This is a genomic window from Bradyrhizobium sp. 192 (assembly GCF_023100965.1).
GTDB classification, from domain to species: Bacteria; Pseudomonadota; Alphaproteobacteria; order Rhizobiales; family Xanthobacteraceae; genus Bradyrhizobium; species Bradyrhizobium symbiodeficiens.
Map to the genome: position 1 here is coordinate 2470008 of NZ_CP064690.1, position 17585 is coordinate 2487592.

The 17585-nt window shown below is 63.5% G+C and carries 14 protein-coding genes and 2 pseudogenes; 10 read left to right on the top strand and 6 right to left on the bottom strand.

Going from position 1 to position 17585, the window contains the following annotated elements; all coding sequences use genetic code 11:
• Window positions 1–16: 16 nt before the first annotated feature.
• The 4 genes from IVB24_RS11205 to IVB24_RS11220 form a co-directional block, all read right to left on the bottom strand.
• Window positions 17–1177 carry a glutathionylspermidine synthase family protein gene (locus IVB24_RS11205; RefSeq protein ID WP_247772867.1) on the bottom strand — a complete coding sequence of 387 codons (1161 nt, stop codon included), beginning with the start codon at window positions 1175–1177 and terminating at the stop codon, window positions 17–19.
• Window positions 1178–1180: 3 nt separating this feature from the next.
• Complete coding sequence (locus tag IVB24_RS11210) at window positions 1181–1564, bottom strand: hypothetical protein (RefSeq protein ID WP_094973655.1); 384 nt, start codon at window positions 1562–1564, stop codon at window positions 1181–1183.
• 1 nt (window position 1565) lies between these two features.
• The gene (locus IVB24_RS11215; RefSeq protein WP_094973792.1) at window positions 1566–1970 is read right to left on the bottom strand and encodes a DUF350 domain-containing protein; all 405 of its coding nucleotides are present in this window, start codon (window positions 1968–1970) and stop codon (window positions 1566–1568) included.
• 164 nt (window positions 1971–2134) lie between these two features.
• A complete protein-coding gene (locus IVB24_RS11220; RefSeq protein WP_015688285.1) occupies window positions 2135–2836 on the bottom strand; it encodes a response regulator transcription factor in 702 nt (233 codons plus the stop codon).
• 440 nt (window positions 2837–3276) lie between these two features.
• Here IVB24_RS11220 and fliI point away from each other — a divergent pair, with 440 nt between their 5' ends.
• From fliI to IVB24_RS11250, 6 genes are all read left to right on the top strand, one after another.
• Complete coding sequence (fliI, locus tag IVB24_RS11225; protein ID WP_247772868.1) at window positions 3277–4602, top strand: flagellar protein export ATPase FliI; 1326 nt, start codon at window positions 3277–3279, stop codon at window positions 4600–4602.
• Between the two features lie 133 nt (window positions 4603–4735).
• A complete protein-coding gene (gene fliJ, locus IVB24_RS11230) occupies window positions 4736–5155 on the top strand; it encodes a flagellar export protein FliJ (protein WP_008138882.1) in 420 nt (139 codons plus the stop codon).
• A 183-nt stretch (window positions 5156–5338) separates the two neighbouring features.
• The gene (locus tag IVB24_RS11235) at window positions 5339–5884 is read left to right on the top strand and encodes a sigma-70 family RNA polymerase sigma factor (RefSeq protein ID WP_094973657.1); all 546 of its coding nucleotides are present in this window, start codon (window positions 5339–5341) and stop codon (window positions 5882–5884) included.
• A 37-nt stretch (window positions 5885–5921) separates the two neighbouring features.
• The gene (locus tag IVB24_RS11240; RefSeq protein ID WP_247772869.1) at window positions 5922–6977 is read left to right on the top strand and encodes an anti-sigma factor; all 1056 of its coding nucleotides are present in this window, start codon (window positions 5922–5924) and stop codon (window positions 6975–6977) included.
• Between the two features lie 211 nt (window positions 6978–7188).
• Window positions 7189–8148 (top strand): AraC family transcriptional regulator, encoded by a 960-nt coding sequence (locus IVB24_RS11245; protein WP_247772870.1) that lies wholly within the window; start codon window positions 7189–7191, stop codon window positions 8146–8148.
• 114 nt (window positions 8149–8262) lie between these two features.
• Complete coding sequence (locus IVB24_RS11250) at window positions 8263–9486, top strand: NAD(P)/FAD-dependent oxidoreductase (RefSeq protein WP_247772871.1); 1224 nt, start codon at window positions 8263–8265, stop codon at window positions 9484–9486.
• Window positions 9487–9759: 273 nt separating this feature from the next.
• On the opposite strand, the pseudogene IVB24_RS11255 reads toward IVB24_RS11250, so the two are convergent.
• A pseudogene (locus IVB24_RS11255) lies at window positions 9760–10617 on the bottom strand (transposase); the annotation flags it as partial.
• Window positions 10618–10701: 84 nt separating this feature from the next.
• Between IVB24_RS11255 and IVB24_RS11260 the strand changes: the two are divergent.
• Window positions 10702–11653, top strand: a protein-coding gene (locus tag IVB24_RS11260) for an IS630 family transposase (RefSeq protein WP_247771507.1) whose coding sequence is annotated in 2 segments (ribosomal slippage) — window positions 10702–11042 and window positions 11041–11653 — 954 coding nt in all. Because the reading frame shifts where the segments join, the coding sequence is not laid out codon by codon here.
• 56 nt (window positions 11654–11709) lie between these two features.
• On the opposite strand, the pseudogene IVB24_RS11265 reads toward IVB24_RS11260, so the two are convergent.
• A pseudogene (locus IVB24_RS11265) lies at window positions 11710–12189 on the bottom strand (transposase); the annotation flags it as partial.
• 1692 nt (window positions 12190–13881) lie between these two features.
• Here IVB24_RS11265 and IVB24_RS11270 point away from each other — a divergent pair.
• The 3 genes from IVB24_RS11270 to IVB24_RS11280 are packed head-to-tail and all read left to right on the top strand — an operon-like array spanning window position 13882 to window position 16909.
• Window positions 13882–14622 carry a response regulator gene (locus tag IVB24_RS11270; RefSeq protein ID WP_247772872.1) on the top strand — a complete coding sequence of 247 codons (741 nt, stop codon included), beginning with the start codon at window positions 13882–13884 and terminating at the stop codon, window positions 14620–14622.
• Window positions 14619–15557 (top strand): histidine kinase dimerization/phospho-acceptor domain-containing protein, encoded by a 939-nt coding sequence (locus IVB24_RS11275; protein WP_247772873.1) that lies wholly within the window; start codon window positions 14619–14621, stop codon window positions 15555–15557. The genes IVB24_RS11270 and IVB24_RS11275 overlap by 4 nt, the downstream gene beginning before the upstream one ends.
• Window positions 15554–16909 carry a HAMP domain-containing sensor histidine kinase gene (locus IVB24_RS11280; RefSeq protein ID WP_247772874.1) on the top strand — a complete coding sequence of 452 codons (1356 nt, stop codon included), beginning with the start codon at window positions 15554–15556 and terminating at the stop codon, window positions 16907–16909. The genes IVB24_RS11275 and IVB24_RS11280 overlap by 4 nt, the downstream gene beginning before the upstream one ends.
• Window positions 16910–17585 lie beyond the last annotated feature (676 nt).

The window sequence follows — 17585 nt, forward strand, 5'->3', positions numbered from 1 at the left end:
GCCCCGGAATGACAGCTCACAAAATCGCATGCGGCAGAAACCGCGAGCGGTTGCCGGTGATCGGGCTCTCGTCCTCGCGGATCGACAGGCCGCACGGCGCGTGGTTCACCAGCCAGCTTCCGACCACCGGATAAAACCCCGAAAAGTTCGGCAGCGGCGAGAGCGCCTGCCGCACGAAACCTTCGGCGCCGTAGGGACCAGCCTGCTCGTCGAGCGGCATGCCGCCGGACACCAGCGTGACGTTGGCGCCTTCGCGCGACAGCAGCGGCTTGCGCACATACGAGGTGCCGAGCTCCGCTGCCCGCGAATCGTCCTCGAAGAACGCCGGCAGCAGGTTTGGATGGTTCGGAAACATCTCCCACAGCAGCGGCAAAATGCCCTTGTTGGACAGCACCGCCTTCCACGGCGGCTCGATCCAGCGCGTCGGCGCGTCCTTGAGCTTTGCACCGAAGGAATCGTGGAACATCCACTCCCAGGGATAGAGCTTGAAGGCGAGCGCGATGTCGGCCTCGTCGAGATCGACGAAACCGCCTGGCTCGTCGCGCCAGCCGATCTGCCCGATGTCGAGCAGCCTGGTTGGAAGCCCGGCCTGGCGCGCGGTGTCTTCGAGATAGGCCAGCGTTCCGGCGTCCTCGGCGTTGTCGGTGGTGCCGGTGAGATGAACGTGACGGCCGGCTGCAATCTCCTTCCACGCCGTGATCAATCGCTCATGGATGGAGTTGAACTGATCGGCGCGCATCGGGACGATGCGGCGCTCGATCGCCTGCTCGAGCCAGGTCCATTGAAACACGGCGGCCTCGAAGATCGAGGTCGGCGTGTCCGCGTTGTATTCGAGCAGCTTTGCCGGCGACTTGCCGTCGAACTTCAGGTCGAGCCGGCCGTAGAGGCTGCGGTCGTCGCGCTGCCAGCTCTCGGCGATCAGGCTCCAGAACGGTTCCGGAATCTGCAGGCGCCGCAGGTGCCGCTCGTCGCCGATCACGCGGCCGGCGAGCTCCAGGCACATCGCCTCGATCTCGCCGGTCGGTGTCTCGATGCCGCGCTCGATCTCGTCCAGCGTGAAGCCGTAATAGGCGCGCTCGTCCCAATAGCGTTCGCCGTCGATGGTGTGGAAAGCGAAGCCGCATTGCGCCGCGGTCTCCCGCCAGTCGTCGCGTTCCAGGCAATTGATGCGCTGCATGGATCAACCGCCGCCCGAGAAGCCGTGCCCGAACGAGCCGAAGCCGCCGCGGCTGACGCTGCTGTGGCCGGAATCGGACGACGTTGCCGAGGAGGAATGGCTCGAGGAATCGCCGCCGAAGAAGCTCGACCGCGACGACCAGCGCGAGCTGCCGCCTGACGAACTGCTGCTGCCTGTGCAGGTCGTGGTCGTCTGCCCCGGCACGGCGCCGGGCGTGGGCTCGCAAGTCTGCCGCGGCATCAGCGTGTAGGCGGTGGTGCCGACCGCGAGCGTGCCCATCACCAGCAGCGCGACATGGCCGGAGCGCTTCGTCGGCGGTCGCGGAGGCGGCGGCTCGGCGACCGGCCGGCGCTTGCCGAACTGCTTTTGGGACGGTTTGTCGGCCATCTCAGTAGATCATGCAGGCGGCATTGAGCAGGCCCGCCGCGAGCGAGGACAGCCCGAGCCAGATCGCGGGCGCAAGCTCTCCGGCGGCGATCCGCGCCGACAGGTTCGGCACCGGCACTCTCACGAGAAAGAACACGATGACCTGCACGATCAGCGCGATCGTCGCCCAGATCAGGCAGTCCAGCACATTGGCCGAATGCGCGATGGCGCTGACCAGCGGCGCCACGAAGCCGAGCAGGCTGAGGCCGAGCGCGATTGCGGCGGCCGGCTCGTTGTCGCGGATCAGCTGAAACTCGTTATGCGCGGTGATGCGGGTGTAGACGAACAGATACGCCACGATCGCGATCAGCCCGGTGCAGAAATAGACCAGGAAGGCGGGCAGGCCGGCCAGTGATTGCAGGATCATCGTTCCCCCATCGTGCAGCGACCATTCGTCGGCGGGAGGAGGATAGCGGTTCAAACGTTAAGCGAGGGATGAGGCGTCCCCCCAAAAACAAAACCCCGCCATTTGCGGCGGGGTCCAGGCTGGGAGGAGCAAGCCGGGAGGCTTGCGACGTAAACCCAGAAGAATCAGGCGGGAATGCGCTCTTCCTGCTCGTGCGGCTCGCGCAGCACGTAGCCGCGGCCCCACACGGTCTCGATGAAGTTGCGGCCCTCGGACGCGTTGGCCAGCTTCTTGCGGAGCTTGCAGATGAAGACGTCGATGATCTTCAGCTCGGGCTCGTCCATGCCGCCATAGAGGTGGTTGAGGAACATTTCCTTGGTGAGGGTGGTACCCTTGCGGAGCGAGAGCAGCTCCAGCATCTGGTATTCCTTGCCGGTCAGGTGCACGCGCTGGCCGCCGACTTCCACCGTCTTGGTGTCGAGGTTGACGACGAGATCGCCGGTCTGGATGACCGACTGGGCGTGACCCTTGGAGCGGCGCACGATCGCGTGGATGCGGGCTACCAGCTCGTCCTTGTGGAAGGGCTTGGTCATGTAGTCGTCGGCGCCGACGCCGAGACCCTTGACCTTGTCCTCGATGCCGGCGAGGCCGGAGAGGATCAGAATCGGTGTCTTGATCTTGGAGACCCGGAGCTGCTTGAGCACGTCGTAACCGGACATGTCGGGCAGGTTGAGGTCGAGAAGGATAATGTCGTAATCGTATAATTTACCGAGATCGACGCCTTCTTCCCCCAAATCGGTCGTGTAGACGTTGAAGCTCTCAGACTTCAACATCAGCTCGATCGACTGCGCGACGGCGCTGTCATCTTCAATCAGCAAAACGCGCATGCCAGTTCCCCATAGTCGCCGCTCCTGGGCGTCAGGTCGGCCGCATTCGCGGCACTCAACAAAACGCCTTTGAACAACTGATTCGGATCCTGACAACAGATGGTTAACAAATCCTGATTCTGGAACGCAAGTCCCCCCGGTGCAATTTTTGTCGAATCGCCCTAAGGTATTGCGCGTGAAGCAGCTTTCGTCACCCAGCTCCGTTCAAGTTCCACTTTAAGAGACGGGCCTAACCGACTCCCGCGACTCAGCCTTCTTCTGAAGGGGAGTCACGCTCAGTCACAAAGACAGTGACGCAATGATTAATGATGCGGGTAAACACGGAGTTAAGCTCCGTTCAGAAATATGGCGAAACTTAAGGTTTTCACCGTGAAGTCCTGGGCATCGCAAAGGGCGACCCTGGGAATGAGCAAGGCGCGCCCGTTAATGAAGGTCCACCGATGAAGGCTTTGGCCGAACAGATCGGCGACATCGACGGCGTCAATATTTACGGCCGTGTGGTCGGCGTTCGCGGCCTGATGGTCGAGGTGGCCGGCCCGATCCATGCGATGTCGGTCGGCGCGCGGCTGGTGATCGAGACCGGCGCCAACCGTTCGATCCCCTGCGAGGTGATCGGCTTCTCCGGCAACAATGCCGTCGTGATGCCGTTCGCCGGCCTCGACGGCGTGCGCCGCGGCTGTAAGGCCGTGATCGCCAACGCCGCCAATCAAGTGCGGCCCTGCGAGGCCTGGCTCGGCCGCGTCGTCAACGCGCTGGGCGAGCCGATCGACGGCAAGGGACCGCTGCCGCAAGGCGCTTCGCCGATGCCGTTCCGCAATGCGCCGCCGCCGGCGCATTCGCGCAAGCGTGTCGGCGCCCCGCTCGATCTCGGCGTGCGCGCGATGAACACCTTCCTCACCTGCTGCCGCGGCCAGCGCATGGGCATCTTCGCAGGGTCCGGCGTCGGCAAATCGGTGCTGCTGTCGATGCTCGCGCGCAACGTCGATGCCGACGTCAGCGTGATCGGGCTGATCGGCGAACGTGGTCGCGAGGTTCAGGAATTCCTGCAGGACGACCTCGGCGAGGAGGGCCTCGCCCGTTCCGTCGTGGTGGTCGCAACGTCGGACGAGCCGGCGCTGATGCGCCGTCAGGCGGCGTATCTGACGCTCGCGGTCGCCGAATATTTTCGCGACGAAGAAAAGGACGTGCTCTGCCTGATGGATTCGGTGACGCGCTTTGCCATGGCCCAGCGCGAGATCGGCCTGTCCGCCGGCGAGCCGCCGACCGCCAAGGGCTACACCCCGACGGTCTTCACCGAGCTGCCGAAGCTCCTGGAGCGCGCCGGACCGGGCCTCGGCGAGGGCGCCATCACCGCGATCTTCACGGTGCTGGTCGACGGCGACGACCACAACGAGCCGATCGCGGACGCCGTCCGCGGCATCCTGGACGGCCACATCGTGATGCAGCGCTCGATCGCCGAGCGCGGCCGCTATCCCGCCATCAACATCCTCAAATCCGTCTCCCGTACCATGCCGAAATCGGCCGATCCGGAGTTCTGGCCCGTCATCCAGAAGGCGCGGGCGGTGATGGCGACCTATGCCGACATGGAGGAATTGATCCGGCTCGGCGCCTACCGGGCCGGCTCCAGCCCCGAGGTCGACGAGGCGATCCGCCTGCACGAGCCGCTGGAGGCGTTCCTGCGCCAACGCAAGGACGAGAAAGCATCACTCGCGGACGGCTATGGCCAATTGGCTCATATCCTCGGTAATTTGGAAACGGAACGCTAACTTTGTCCGGTCATCATCCCATCCCACAGAGTAGCAGAGCCGGTCTTGGCCCAAGTCTTGGCCCCAGTTGGGCCAGTGGGGTGACCGGTATCGTCCCACGTGCAGCGCGGGGACTTCTGGGGAGTACGAGTCGATGAAGTCACGAGATACCCTCATTCGCTTGAAGAAGTTTCAGGTCGACGAGAAGCGCCGCCGGGTCACCCAGATCGAGACCATGATCGCCGACTTCCAGCGGATGTCGACCGATCTCGAGCGCGAGATCACGACCGAGCAGGAGCGGGCCGGGATCAACGATCCCTCGCACTTCGCCTATCCGACCTATGCCAAGGCCGCGATCCAGCGCCGCGAGAACCTGACCCGCTCCGCCGACGAGCTCAAGGGCCAGCTCGACGAAGCCAAGGCCGCGCTGGCCGAAGCCTTCGAGGAACTCAAGAAGGTCGAGCTCCTCGACGAACGCGACCAGGCCCGCGAACGCGCCGAAGAGAACGCCCGCGAGCAGGCCGACCTCGACAGCATCGGCCTGATGCGCGCCCGCATCGGCGCTGTCGCCTGACGACAGAGCCAGCGGCCAAACCGCCTGAGAATTGGTGAAACCCGGACCCGCAAGGTCCGGGTTTTCGCGTGTGCTGTCCACAGTGTGGCGCCGCCCCCCTTGGTGGTCGGCTTGGCCGCGCGCTATGGTAGCGAAGTGCCGGGGCCTGCGCCGAACGCGATGGCCCGCGTATCGGGGGGCTGAATGCTGACGCCAGCTGAGCTGGTCGGGTTGATCGAGGCGGTGGCGAAGGGCGATCAGGCCGCGTTCGAGCGCCTCTACGCCGCCACGCGCGCGAAACTCTATGGCGTCGTGCTCCGTATCTTGCGCCGACAGGATCTCGCAGAGGAGGTCATTCAGGAGACTTACGTCAAGATCTGGAACGGCGCCGGCGGGTTCAATCCGGCGCTGGCGTCGCCGATCACGTGGATGGCCTCGATTGCGCGCAACCGCGCGATCGACATCGTGCGCAAGAAGACGGAAATCTCCATCGAGGAGGAGCCGCAGGCGATGGAGGTGGCGGCCGACAGCCCCGATCCGCTGGCGCGCCGGGAGATGACCGAGGAGTTGAAGCGGCTGCTGGAATGCATCGGCCGGCTCGAGCCGGACCGTCAGCGGCTGGTGCTTCTCGCCTATTACAACGGCTGGAGCCGCGAGCAATTGGCGGAGAAATTCGCCGCTCCCGTCAACACGGTGAAGACGTGGCTGCGGCGCAGCATGCTGGATATCCGGGAGTGCCTCGGACTATGAGGGTTTATACTGTGAAGGTGGTTCTGGACCGCAATTGATGGCCTACACGGAGGACCATATCGCGCTCGCCGCGGAATATGCGCTCGGCACCCTCGATTCCGATGAGCGCGCGCAGGTCGAGACCATGATGGCGGTGGACCCGGCGTTCGCCGACATCGTGCAGGCCTGGGCCTATCGGCTCGGCGCCCTCAACCAGATGGTCGGCTCGGTCGAGCCGCGTCCGGTCGTGTGGGAGAACATCAGGTCCGAGATCGCGCGCACGGCGCTCGCACAGCAGCCGCCCAGTCTGGCCGACGACGTACCCCCGCCGATCCCGTCCGTCGAAGCCGCGCCGCCGCAGGCACCGTCGGAGCAGGGACCGCAACCGGAGCCGCCGCCTGCCGAAGCAGAGCAGCCCGAGCCGATGCGCTCCGGATCCGATGCCATTGGCGACATCGCGCCGGTGTTCATGCCGCAGGTCCACGCGCCCGATCCTCATGTCGTCCGCACGCCGCAGGTGCCGATCGCCGACGACAGCAACGTGATTGATCTCGAGAGCCGCGTGAAGCGCTGGCGCTCGATCGCATCCGCGGTCGGCGCGCTCGCGGCCGCGCTGCTGGTGACGCTGTCGCTCCAGATATTCCTGCCCGACGCCCTGCCGGGGGCGTTGCGTCCCGCACCGCGCATTCGGACGGTGGAAGTGAAAACGCCGGCCGCGCCGCTCACCGCAGCGGCGCAATATGTCGCGCTGCTGCAGGGCCAGGCCGGCGGCCCCGCCTTCATCCTCACCATCGACGGCGCGACCAAGAACTTTACCGTGCGCAAGGTCGGAGCGACGCCGGAGCCCGGCAAGAGCTTCGAGCTCTGGCTGATCTCCGACAAGCTGCCGCGCCCGCGCTCGCTCGGCGTGATCGGCGCCAGTGATTTCACCGCGCGACCGCTGCTCGCCTCCTATGATTCCGAGGTCGTCAACGGCGCGACCTACGCCGTCACCGTCGAGCAGGCCGGCGGTTCGCCGGACGGCCGGCCGACCTCGTCCCCGGTGTTTTCCGGCAAGCTGATCGAGACGGTGCCGCCGTCCCAGCCGCAGGCGCCGGCGCCGGCGAAGAAATAGGTTTTTGTAGCCCTGATGGAGCGCAGTCTCTTCGCCCCACCCGGGCTACGAGGCCGCGTTCCTGTCGCCACGGTCCATCCCGCCGTCGCATCCCGACAAATCCCCCTGAATCCGCCCCCGATTTGAACCTTGCCGCCATTCGGGGCGTCAAATCCCCGGAATTGGAAGTCGGCGCCGCCGATTGTGGAGCCGCGGAAGGGCCAGAGATCACATGGATGCAGCCAGAACGCCGGGCATCTTCGTTCACCAATACACCGGACTGCCGCAAGGCCCGGCGTTCGAACATTGGCGCGAGCGGGCCTTCGGCACCTGCGGCCTCGATGTGGGGCCGAGCCGTGGCGACAGCATCGATTGCCGGCTCCAGGTCAGCGTGGTCGACAACATCGCGCTCGCCATTCCCGAAGGCGCCTCCGCGCAATATTCCCGCAGCCAGAGCCACCTTGCCGACGGCAGCGACGACCTCGTGCTGATCGCCGCGCATGCCGGCCTCGTTCGTGTCGGGCAGAACAGCCATACCGTGGAGCTTGCGCCCGCGCAGATGGTGCTGGTCGACATGGCCATCACCGGCACCGTCGGCCACACCGACGAAGACCGCTTCACCACCATCCGCATGCCGCGCCGCGCGCTGCTCGACATCCATCCGCGCGCCGAGGACAAGCTGTCGCAAGTGCTCTCGGACGGTGCGGTCGCCGAGACCATCTTCCGCTACCATGGGCTCGCCGCCAATCACGCGCCGCATCTCGACGCGGTCGGCCAGCGCCTGACCGCGCAGCATATGGTCGATCTCGTCGGCCTCCTGCTCGGCACCGATGCCGAGCATGCAAGCCTTGCCCGCGGCCGTGGCCATGCGGCGGCGCGCCTCGACCTGATGCGCGCCGATGTGATGGCCGCCCTCGGCCACAACGATCTCTGCCTGTCCGAGATTGCGACGCGCTCGGGCCTGAGCCCGCGCCAGGCGCAACGCCTGTTCGAGCAGGCCGGCACCACCTTCACCGAATTCGTGCTCGAGCAGCGCCTGCTGCAGGCGCGAAAACTGCTCGGCGATCCCCGCGCCAGGACGCGCAAGATCAGCGACATCGCGCATTCCTCGGGCTTTTCCGACCTGTCCTATTTCAACCGCGCCTTCCGCAAGCGCTTCGGCGCGACGCCGTCGGAACTGCGCGAGGCGTGAGCCGCGACTTGCGCAGCGGCGCGTCGCCGGCGCAGTTGGCCGATCCGGCCGAATGAGCTACCCTGCCTGGGCGGGCAGACCGCAGGATTTTCTTGGAAAGCATAGTTCACGGACATGGCGCGTATTGTCGTGCTCGGCGGCGGATTTGCAGGCCTGTGGGCGGCCATCGGGGCCGCGCGCAAGCGCGAAGAGATCGGCGCGGGCCGCGACATCGAGATCTGCGTGATCGATCGCAATCCCTATCACAACATCCGGGTGCGTAATTACGAGGTCGATCTCAGCGAGGTCGCGATCCCGCTGCAGCAGCTGCTCGATCCCGTCGGCGTCAGTCACGGGATCGGCGAGGTCGAAGCCATCGATCCGGCGCGGCGCGAGATTTCGCTGGTCACGAGCGGGGGCGATGAGACGCTCTCCTACGATCGGCTGGTGCTGGCGCTCGGCAGCGAAGTGATGCGTCCCGACATTCCCGGCCTTGTCGAGCATGCGTTCGACGTCGACACCTATGCTGCGGCGTTGCGCCTCGAGGATCATCTCGTCTCGCTCGGACGCAGCGCGCCCACGCCGGGGCGTTCGACGGTCGTGGTGGTCGGCGCCGGCTTCACCGGCATCGAGGTTGCGGCCGAGATGCCCGAAAGACTGGCGCGGGCGGGCATCGCCGGCAGCCGCCGCATCATCCTGGTCGATCCCAATCCCGCGGTCGGCGCCAGCATCGGCGCGCATGCGCGTCCCGTCATCGAGACGGCCTTGGCCGCGCTCAAGGTCGAGACACGTCTCGGTGTGCGCGTCGTCTCGGTCGAGGCGGCCGGCCTGCGCCTGAGCTCGGGCGAATTCATCCCGGCGCAGACGGTGATCTGGTGTGCCGGGATGCGTGCGAGCTCCCTGGCGGCCGGCTTTCCCGACGCACGCGACCGGCTCGGGCGGCTCCTGGTCGATCCCTTCATGCGAGTTGCGGATGTCGGCGGCGTGTTTGCGGCCGGCGACGTTGCTTCGAGCGTGGTCGATGGCTTGCATCCGACCGTGATGTCCTGCCAGTTCGCCCGCCCCATGGGCCGCTTCGCCGGCCACAATGTGGTCGCCGATCTCGCGGGCCTGCCGCTACTCCCGCTGCGGATCGACTGGTACGTGACCGTGCTCGATCTCGGCGGCTGGGGCGCGCTCTATACCGAAGGGTGGAATCGCGAGGTCCGCGCCACCGGCGCGGCCGCGAAGGCGACCAAGGAGATCATCAACCGCAAGCGCATCTATCCGCCGCTCAGCGGCAGCAAGGACGAGCTGTTTGCCGCAGCCGCGCCGACCGTGCAGGCGCCGCCGCCGACCTATGGGGTGCCGCGGCGTTGAACTGGGCCGTGCAGCCGTCGATCAAACGAAGCGATGAATGCGACGAAAGCAATGTCCGCTTTGTCAACAACGCGACCGTCTGCAGCGTACCGATTGCCATTGTCCGTCCGCTTCGGGCCTCTTAGTCGACTTGGGCGCGCGCTCCCGCGATGTCGGCGAATGGACCGATTTTGTTGCAAAAGTCGGCTGCAATGGATTTGGCCGCTGGGCCTTTCGTTGAGCCGCGCTCTGAAGCGTTGGCCCTGACGCATTTTACGCAACTTCGACGCTACGCTACGCGATGCGCAGAGCCTGAGCCGGTGGCGGTCGTGCGACCAGCGATGCAAATCGCCTCAGATTCTGGGCGATGGCGGCTAGAACAAACTCATCCTGGGCACCTTGCGGGCCGCGCAATCGGAGCCGACCAAGCTTCAGGATGCGCTTCAAGTGTGCGAACCTCATCTCGATCTTCTTGCGCTGACGCCGAGAGAGCTCGAGGCCCTCGGTGCCAGCGAACGACCGGGCAACGTCTCGGGCATGCTCATGGATATCGCGCGGGATCTTGCGTGATGGTTCCTTTGGGCAGCACTGCGGCTTGAGCGGGCATACATCGCAGTCGAGCTTGCTTGCACGATACAGAAGGGTCTTGCCCTCGTGCACGGTACCGCTCGTCCCAAGCCGCTTACCACCCGGGCAGTGGTAAACGTCGCCGATCGGGTCATATCGAAAGTCGCTCCGCGAGAAAGTGCCATCATCCCGCTTCGACTTATCGAACACAGGGATATGTGGCGCGATGCCCTTCTCCTCGACCAGCCAGTTCAGCATTGGAGCCGCTCCGTAAGCGGTATCCCCGACAAGTCGCTCTGGCTTGAGACCGAAGCGCTCCTCGGTCCGTTCGATCATGGTCTTTGCTGCACCGACCTCGGCCTGGCGAATGGCGCGGGAGGCCTCGACATCAACGATGACGCCGAACTTCACGTCGATGAGATAGTTGTCGGAGTACGCGAAGAATGCCGGCCCCTTGTGAGCGCCGGTCCACTGCGCTGCCGGCTCGGATGGCGAGACAAATTTCGGGATGACATCGCTGGCGGCTCCCCACGCCGGATCGTCGAGGGTTGCCAAATACTCCTTCACCGCGCGGCTAGAGCATTTTCCAACCTGTCGGAATCGGTAGGGGATTCCCTTGCGAGGCAAATTGTGATTCACCCTGAGGGCTGGTGATGGAGGCCAGCCCCCATGGCTAAACCGCTGTCGCCGGACCTTCGCATTCGTATTATTCGGGCTGTGGAAGATGAAGGCATGAGCCGTCGGGGCGCCGCTGTTCGGTTCGGCGTGGCGCCCTCGACAGCGATCGAACTGGTTGGCGAGTGGCGAAGGACCGGCGCCTGTGAGGCGGGAACGCAGGGCGGAGACCGGCGTTCAGCTCGGATCGAGGGTCACGCTGCGGAGATCCTCTCCCTGGTCAAGGTTACGCCTGACATGACGCTGGCCGAGATCGCTGACCATCTCTTCAAAGTCCACGGCGAGCGTTTCGTGCCGAGCGTGATCTGGCGATTCTTCGATCGTCGCAACATCACGTTCAAAAAAAACATCGCACGCCAGCGAGCAGGATCGGCCGGACGTGGCCGCTGAACGCGCAGCGTGGAAGGCGTCTCAGCCTGAGATCGGCATCCATCGGTTGGTGTTCATCGACGAGACGGGGGCTTCGACCAAAATGGCGCGGCGCTACGGCCGTTCGCCGTACGGCCAGCGCTGTGTCGCAGCGCTTCCGCATGGTCATTGGAAGACGACGACATTCGTCGGCGCGCTTAGAGCGACCGGTATGACCGCGCCGATGGTCCTCGACGGCCCCATGGATGGTCCGGCGTTCGAGGCTTACGTGACGCAAGTCCTGGTACCGACACTCAAGCCCGGCGACATCGTGGTGATGGACAATCTCGCAGCACACAAGCGGACCGAGATCGCCATCGCAATCGACGCGGCGGGCGCTCAGCTCCTCTATCTCCCGCCTTATTCGCCCGACCTCAATCCGATCGAAATGGCCTTCGCAAAGCTCAAAGCCGCCCTGCGAAAGGCCGCCGCCAGATCAATCCAGGCTTTGGACAATGCTATCGCCCTCACCACAGCCGCCTTCACCGCCCAAGAGTGCCTGAACTTCTTCGCCGCGGCAGGTTATGATCGCGCCTGATCAGAATCTGCTCTAGACCTGGCCGGATCGCGATCCCTGCGCCAATCGTGACCTGCGATCGAGCGCTCCTTGTTCGCGTCGGCCGCATCAGGCTCGCATCGACTGCAAATCCTTCGCCACCAACCAGACCGGCGGCAATGCATGTCTCGACAATCCGTTCGAACACGCGGCGGAGAACATCTCCATCGCGGAAGCGCCCGTTGCGGGCGCGCGAGAACGCCGAATGATCCGGGACAGCGTCCTCGATACCGAGCTTGCAGAACCAGCGATAGGGCGAGGTTCACCTGCACTTCACGGCAGATCAGCCGTTCTGAGCAGATCGCAAAGACATACCCCGCGACCAGCATCCGGATCATTAGTTCCGGATCGATCGACGGGCGCCCCATCGACGAATAGTGAGATGCTAGTTCACCGCGAAGCCAGGACAGATCGAGAGCAGCATCGATCTTCCGCACCAAATGATCTTCAGGAACCGCGTCGCCAAGACAAAACTCGTAGAACAGTTGACCTTGGTCACTCTTCAGACGGCCCATCATGGATCGACCTCGCCGAGATTCGCGTCAACACAACGGAATCACGCTTCGTGACTTGTCTCAACCGACTTTTGCAACAAAATCGGACCCAAAGCGGACGTTTCACATGGCGCTCAAGTCCTTGATTGAGACATGGTGTCCCACGTCTCGGGCGCAGTCAGCGGGCGGTATGGACTAGCGACGTCCTGACCGCTTGAGTTCGGCGACCTGAAGCTTCTCCCCAGCCAACTTCCCCCCGGCGAGCAGGCTGCTGCAATACCACCAGGCACCAGTGCTATTCCCACCCAAAAACAGCACGGTGTTCTGGCACTCAGCATAGGTTTTGTAGTTGTGTACGTTTCTGCACGTTGCCGAAAAAGGAGGCGGAACCCCCCCCGACGCCGAGCATCCATTCCAGGGTTGGTTGCCGTACTTGAAACTTGTTTGACAACCATCGTTGCAATTGTTGGAGATATTCTCAAGCGCAGCAAGCTTCGACATGATTGAACCCGGTCGCGCCAAGATCGCACCTGCCGAAGCCGATCGCGTTTCAGCGGCTGGCGATCTCCGGCGAGATGCAATCGGGCTTGCCACCCGCTTCGGCGTATGCGGTCTTGCCGCTTGCATCGGCGCATCAACCGTGACGGCAGGAAGCTGCGTGGCGGAGCCTGTTGCGGTTTGCGACACTGCCGTGCCGCACGCGCCGCACAACAATGCAGTTGAAAGGATAGCGACAGCTGAGGGCGCGGCAAGGCTTGATGACATTCTCACTACCGTTCTCCCAAATCCGGACATAAATGCCCTCCCGGTGCGGACACCGTACCACGTTGGCAAGGCGGCATGTTCTTGTCCGAGTCCATCGACATCGCTTTCTCCCAAGAGGAGAAGCATCACTGGAGGTGTCCGATGTATCTCGCGAATTTCCGCATGGGTCTGTTTTGAAATTTTCTATGTCGGTCCGGCGGGACGATACATTACGTTACAAAATAGGATGTCGCTTGCTTCGCTTGCGGCGAGTTCTTCTATTCGCTCGTCTATCGACCGGACCGGCAATGTCAATCGAGAAGGAGCTTCCGGCATCAATCCACTGGGAGGCACAGAATATATGGTCTCACGCTATCCGCTCTCAGTCCGAGGCACGCTATCTCCTTGTCGGAAAGGGGGCGCTGGGCGGTCCTTTTGTCTTCCTGAACGATACCCGGATAGCGCAGGATAGCCTCTTCCGCGTCACCAGCCTCAAGCGTTCCAACCGCAAAGAATCTGGGATCAGGCTCCCCTTCCGGCTCCAAGCGGACCTCGACGAGCCAACCACATTTTGCAAGTCCCGTTACTCCCGATCCATCTCCACACGACTGTGCTCCCAGACCGACTTTGCTGGGTTTCGGATGTGAGTTTTGGGGACTTGGCATCGGCATCGGTACGGCCACAAGCCGCCAGCTATTCTCTACGGGTTCAACGCCAGGTTAGCGTTGCTGTCTCAGGGCGGGACGGCGTTCTTGGCCGAAAAATTTGGCTTGGTTTGGCAAGCCCAGCATGTCCTTGTCCGGGTCCATCGACATCGCTTTCTCCCAAAAAGCGTCACTGGAAGTGTCTGATGTATCTCGCGAATTTCCGCATGTGACCTTTTTGAAATTTTCCATGTCGAGCCCGCAAGGCTATACATTATGTTACAAATAGGATGTGTCGCTTGCCTCGCGGTTGGGTACTCTGGTGTGCATGGGTAATTCGAACCACATTCTCGTCGTCGACGATGATCTGGGTTTGCGCGAGCTGCTGGACCGATACTTTGCCGGCAACGGCTATCGGGTCACGACGGTGGCCAACGGCCGGCAGATGCGCGAGGTTTTGGCAAACCACCGAGTCGATCTGATAGTGCTTGACCTCATGCTGCCGGGGGATGACGGCCTCACGCTCTGCCGCAACCTGCGCGCAAACCAGCCCTATGACATTCCGATCCTGATGCTGACGGCGCGCGGTGACGAAGCAGACCGCATCGTCGGCCTTGAGATGGGGGCGGACGACTATCTCACCAAGCCGTTTGCCCCGCGCGAGCTGCTCGCACGAATCCGCTCGGTTTTGCGCCGGGCGGAGATGCTGCCCCGCAACCTTGCGGCATCGGAGACAGCCCGCCTCCTGCGGTTCGGCGAATGGAAGCTCGATACGGCCGGGCGTTTCCTGGTCAACACCGACGGGATCGCGGTCTCGTTGAGCGGCGCCGAATATCGATTGTTGCGCGTGTTTCTCGATCACCCTCAACATGTCCTTAATCGCGATCAACTGCTGGACCTGACGCAAGGCCGTGAGGCCGAAGTGTTCGATCGGTCGATAGACCTTCTTGTCAGCCGCCTTCGCCAGCGATTGCGCGACGACGCCCGGGAGCCGTCCTACATTAAGACGGTGCGCAGCGAAGGCTACGTCTTTGCAGCATCCGTCGAAGCCTTGCCGGAGCCGTCATGAGCGCCGGTTTTCGGCGTATGGCGGCGCGTCTTTGGCCGGCCTCCCTGTTCGGCCGGCTGGCGATCATCTTGTTTTCCGGCCTTGTGGCTGCACACGTGTTGGCCTTCGTTTTGATTGTCCTCGACCGCATCGCCATCGAAAACGAGCTAGGAAGCAAATTTGCTGCGGCGGACATCGCGGACGCGGTCGCTATCCTCGACTACGTCGCGCCTGAAGAAAGACCCGGCTGGCTCGACCGTCTCTCTCGACGCCATTTCCGATACTTTCTCGGAGAAAGGGGAGAGATAGAACCGAACCCATCATCCAAACGACTACAAGGTAACATCGGGCGTTTGCGGGCCGCGCTGGGACCCGCCCACGACGCGAACTTTGTCTACTTCGACCCACCGCAGCGACTGCGACGGGGCATACGCATCCACTTGAAGGACGGCAGCCCGCTGACACTCGTGCTCTTTCCGGAGCGGGAAATCATTTCGCCCTGGTTGCCGGCGGCGCTCGCCGTTCAACTCTGCATTATCGCATTCTTCGTCTGGCTGGCCGTTAAGCTCGCGACGCAACCGCTGGCGCGCCTCGAGTGCGCGGCCAACAGTCTGGGCCCGGATTTGCGCGGAGAGCCGCTCCCAGAGGATGGTCCGAAGGAAGTGGCGCGCGCCGCTACCGCGCTCAACGCCATGCAGCGACGCATTGCCGAGCAGGTCACGGAACGGATCCAGATTCTGGCGGCAATCTCGCACGATCTTCAGACTCCGATCACGCGCATGCGGCTGCGCGCTGATTTCCTGGGTGACAGCGATGCCAAGGAAAAGCTGCAAGGCGACCTGCGGGAAATGCAGACGCTCGTCAAGCAGGGCCTGGCCCTGGCGCAGGAGTACGACGGCATTGGCCCAGGGGCCAACGCGCATATCCCCGTCGAAGCTTCGCGGAAGGCGTCATGAACGCCCGTTTTCGGCGTATGGCGGCGCGTCTTTGGCCGGACTCACTGTTCCGCCGACTGGCGATCATCCTGTTCGCCGGTCTCGTCGCTGCACATATGCTATCCTTTGGTTTGGTCGCCCTTAATGTCTTCGGCCCCAGCGACGAGGTAGGGGATGACTATTTCATGAGGTCCATCGCGACCGCGGTCGCTATCCTCGACCGGGTCAAGCCCGAAGAAAGACCCACCTGGCTCGACCGCTTCGCTCGACCTAACTATAGGTACGTTCTCAGAGATGGGGGAGAGGTAGAAGCGGCGCCACCCAAACGACGACAAGAGAATCTGGCGCGTTTGAGGGCCATGCTGGGGGCCGACCACGACGCGAACACTGTCTTCTATCTCGATCCACTGAATCGACAGCAACTGGGCTGGCTCATTCACCTGAAGGACGGCAGCCCGATGATGCTCCAATTCGTCGCACCGTGGACGGTCATTTCGCCCTTGTTGCCGACGTTCATGTCACCCTGGTTGCCCACGGCGCTCGCCGTTCAACTCTGTCTTCTCGCCTTCTTCACTTGGGTTGCCGTGAAGCTCGCGACGCGGCCGCTGGCGCGCCTTGAGCGCGCGGCCAACAGCCTGGGCTCGGATTTGCGCGGTGAGCCGCTCCCGGAGGATGGTCCAAAGGAAGTGGCGCGCGCCGCTACCGCATTCAACGCCATGCAGCGACGCATTGCCGAGCAGGCTGTGGAGCGGATCCAGATTCTGGCGGGGATCTCGCGCCGTCTTCAGAATCCGATCACGCGCATGTGGCTGCGCGCTGATTTCCTGGGTGACAGCGACGCCAGGGAAAAACTGCAGGGCGACCTTCAGGAAATGCAGACGCTCGTCAAGCAGGGGCTTGCCTTGGCCCGCGGACGCGACGAGATCGGCAAGCAGCTGTGCCAGACCGACCTGTATGCCCTTATCGACAGCCTCGTCTGCGACTATGCCGACGCCGGAAAATCCCTTCGCTTCTCCGGGGAACGCGGGGTGACGGTTCTGACGCACCCGCAGGCCTTGCGCCGCATCATGATCAACTTGATCGATAACGGGCTGAAATTCGGCGAGGATGTCGAAGTCGCCATCGATGCGCAACGGTCGAACGGCATCACGATCACGGTATCGGACCGGGGGCCCGGTATTCCCGACGAGCATCTGAAGTCGGTATTCTTGCCGTTTTATCGGGTAGAGGCTTCGCGCAGTCGCGAAACCGGTGGCACCGGGCTTGGCCTTGCCATCGCCCAGCAACTCGCCAGCGCGCTTCGCGGAACGCTCACGCTCGTCAATCGCGACGGCGGTGGACTGGAGGCGCGCCTCGAATTTTCGAGTGGATGATGGCATGGTGCCATTGATTTGCCCGAACGGGCAAAACACGCCATGGGTCGGTCAACGCACGCCGCGAAAAATATTCAACTTTACCGAAATTCGGAAATGGCGTATGCGTCGTTTCAACCCGGCCCAAGGAAGAGGGGCGTATCGCGATCGTCACGAACGCGGGCCGGGCGGCGGTGGACGCTGATGGCATCGGCGCGAAGGGTTTTGCAGGGCGGGCAACCGTGAGCAAGGCCGTCGCGCACACGACCGGTGTGATCGGCGTACGGCAAAATCGTGTGGTCCTGGCGCCCGGGGTCTGTGCGCCAAGTGTTGCGGTGATGTGTATTGCTCAACCGGGCAAGCGCATCAGTCATCCGCAAGGCGACGGGGGCAATAGCGCAACGCTCCCCGGGGAGAGAACGACATAAGCCGTAAAGCCACTGCGCAGGGAAGGCCGGGCTGTCCTGGCTACACCTGTATGCCGCTGTGCAGATTCTTGTTACGCAGAATTCGCACAGTGGACCGCGGGTGCCAGCCGGCGCCCGGTCTTCCCTGCGCCCTCTTTCAATGGAGGGTGAAGAGATGAAGCAAAGCTCGGGCGAAATCCGCCGCGAGGCTGCAATCCCATGTCAGTCAATCCCACGTCAGTCATTCACCACCGCTCTCGTGCCCCGGACGCAGCGCAGCGCCTCTTTGG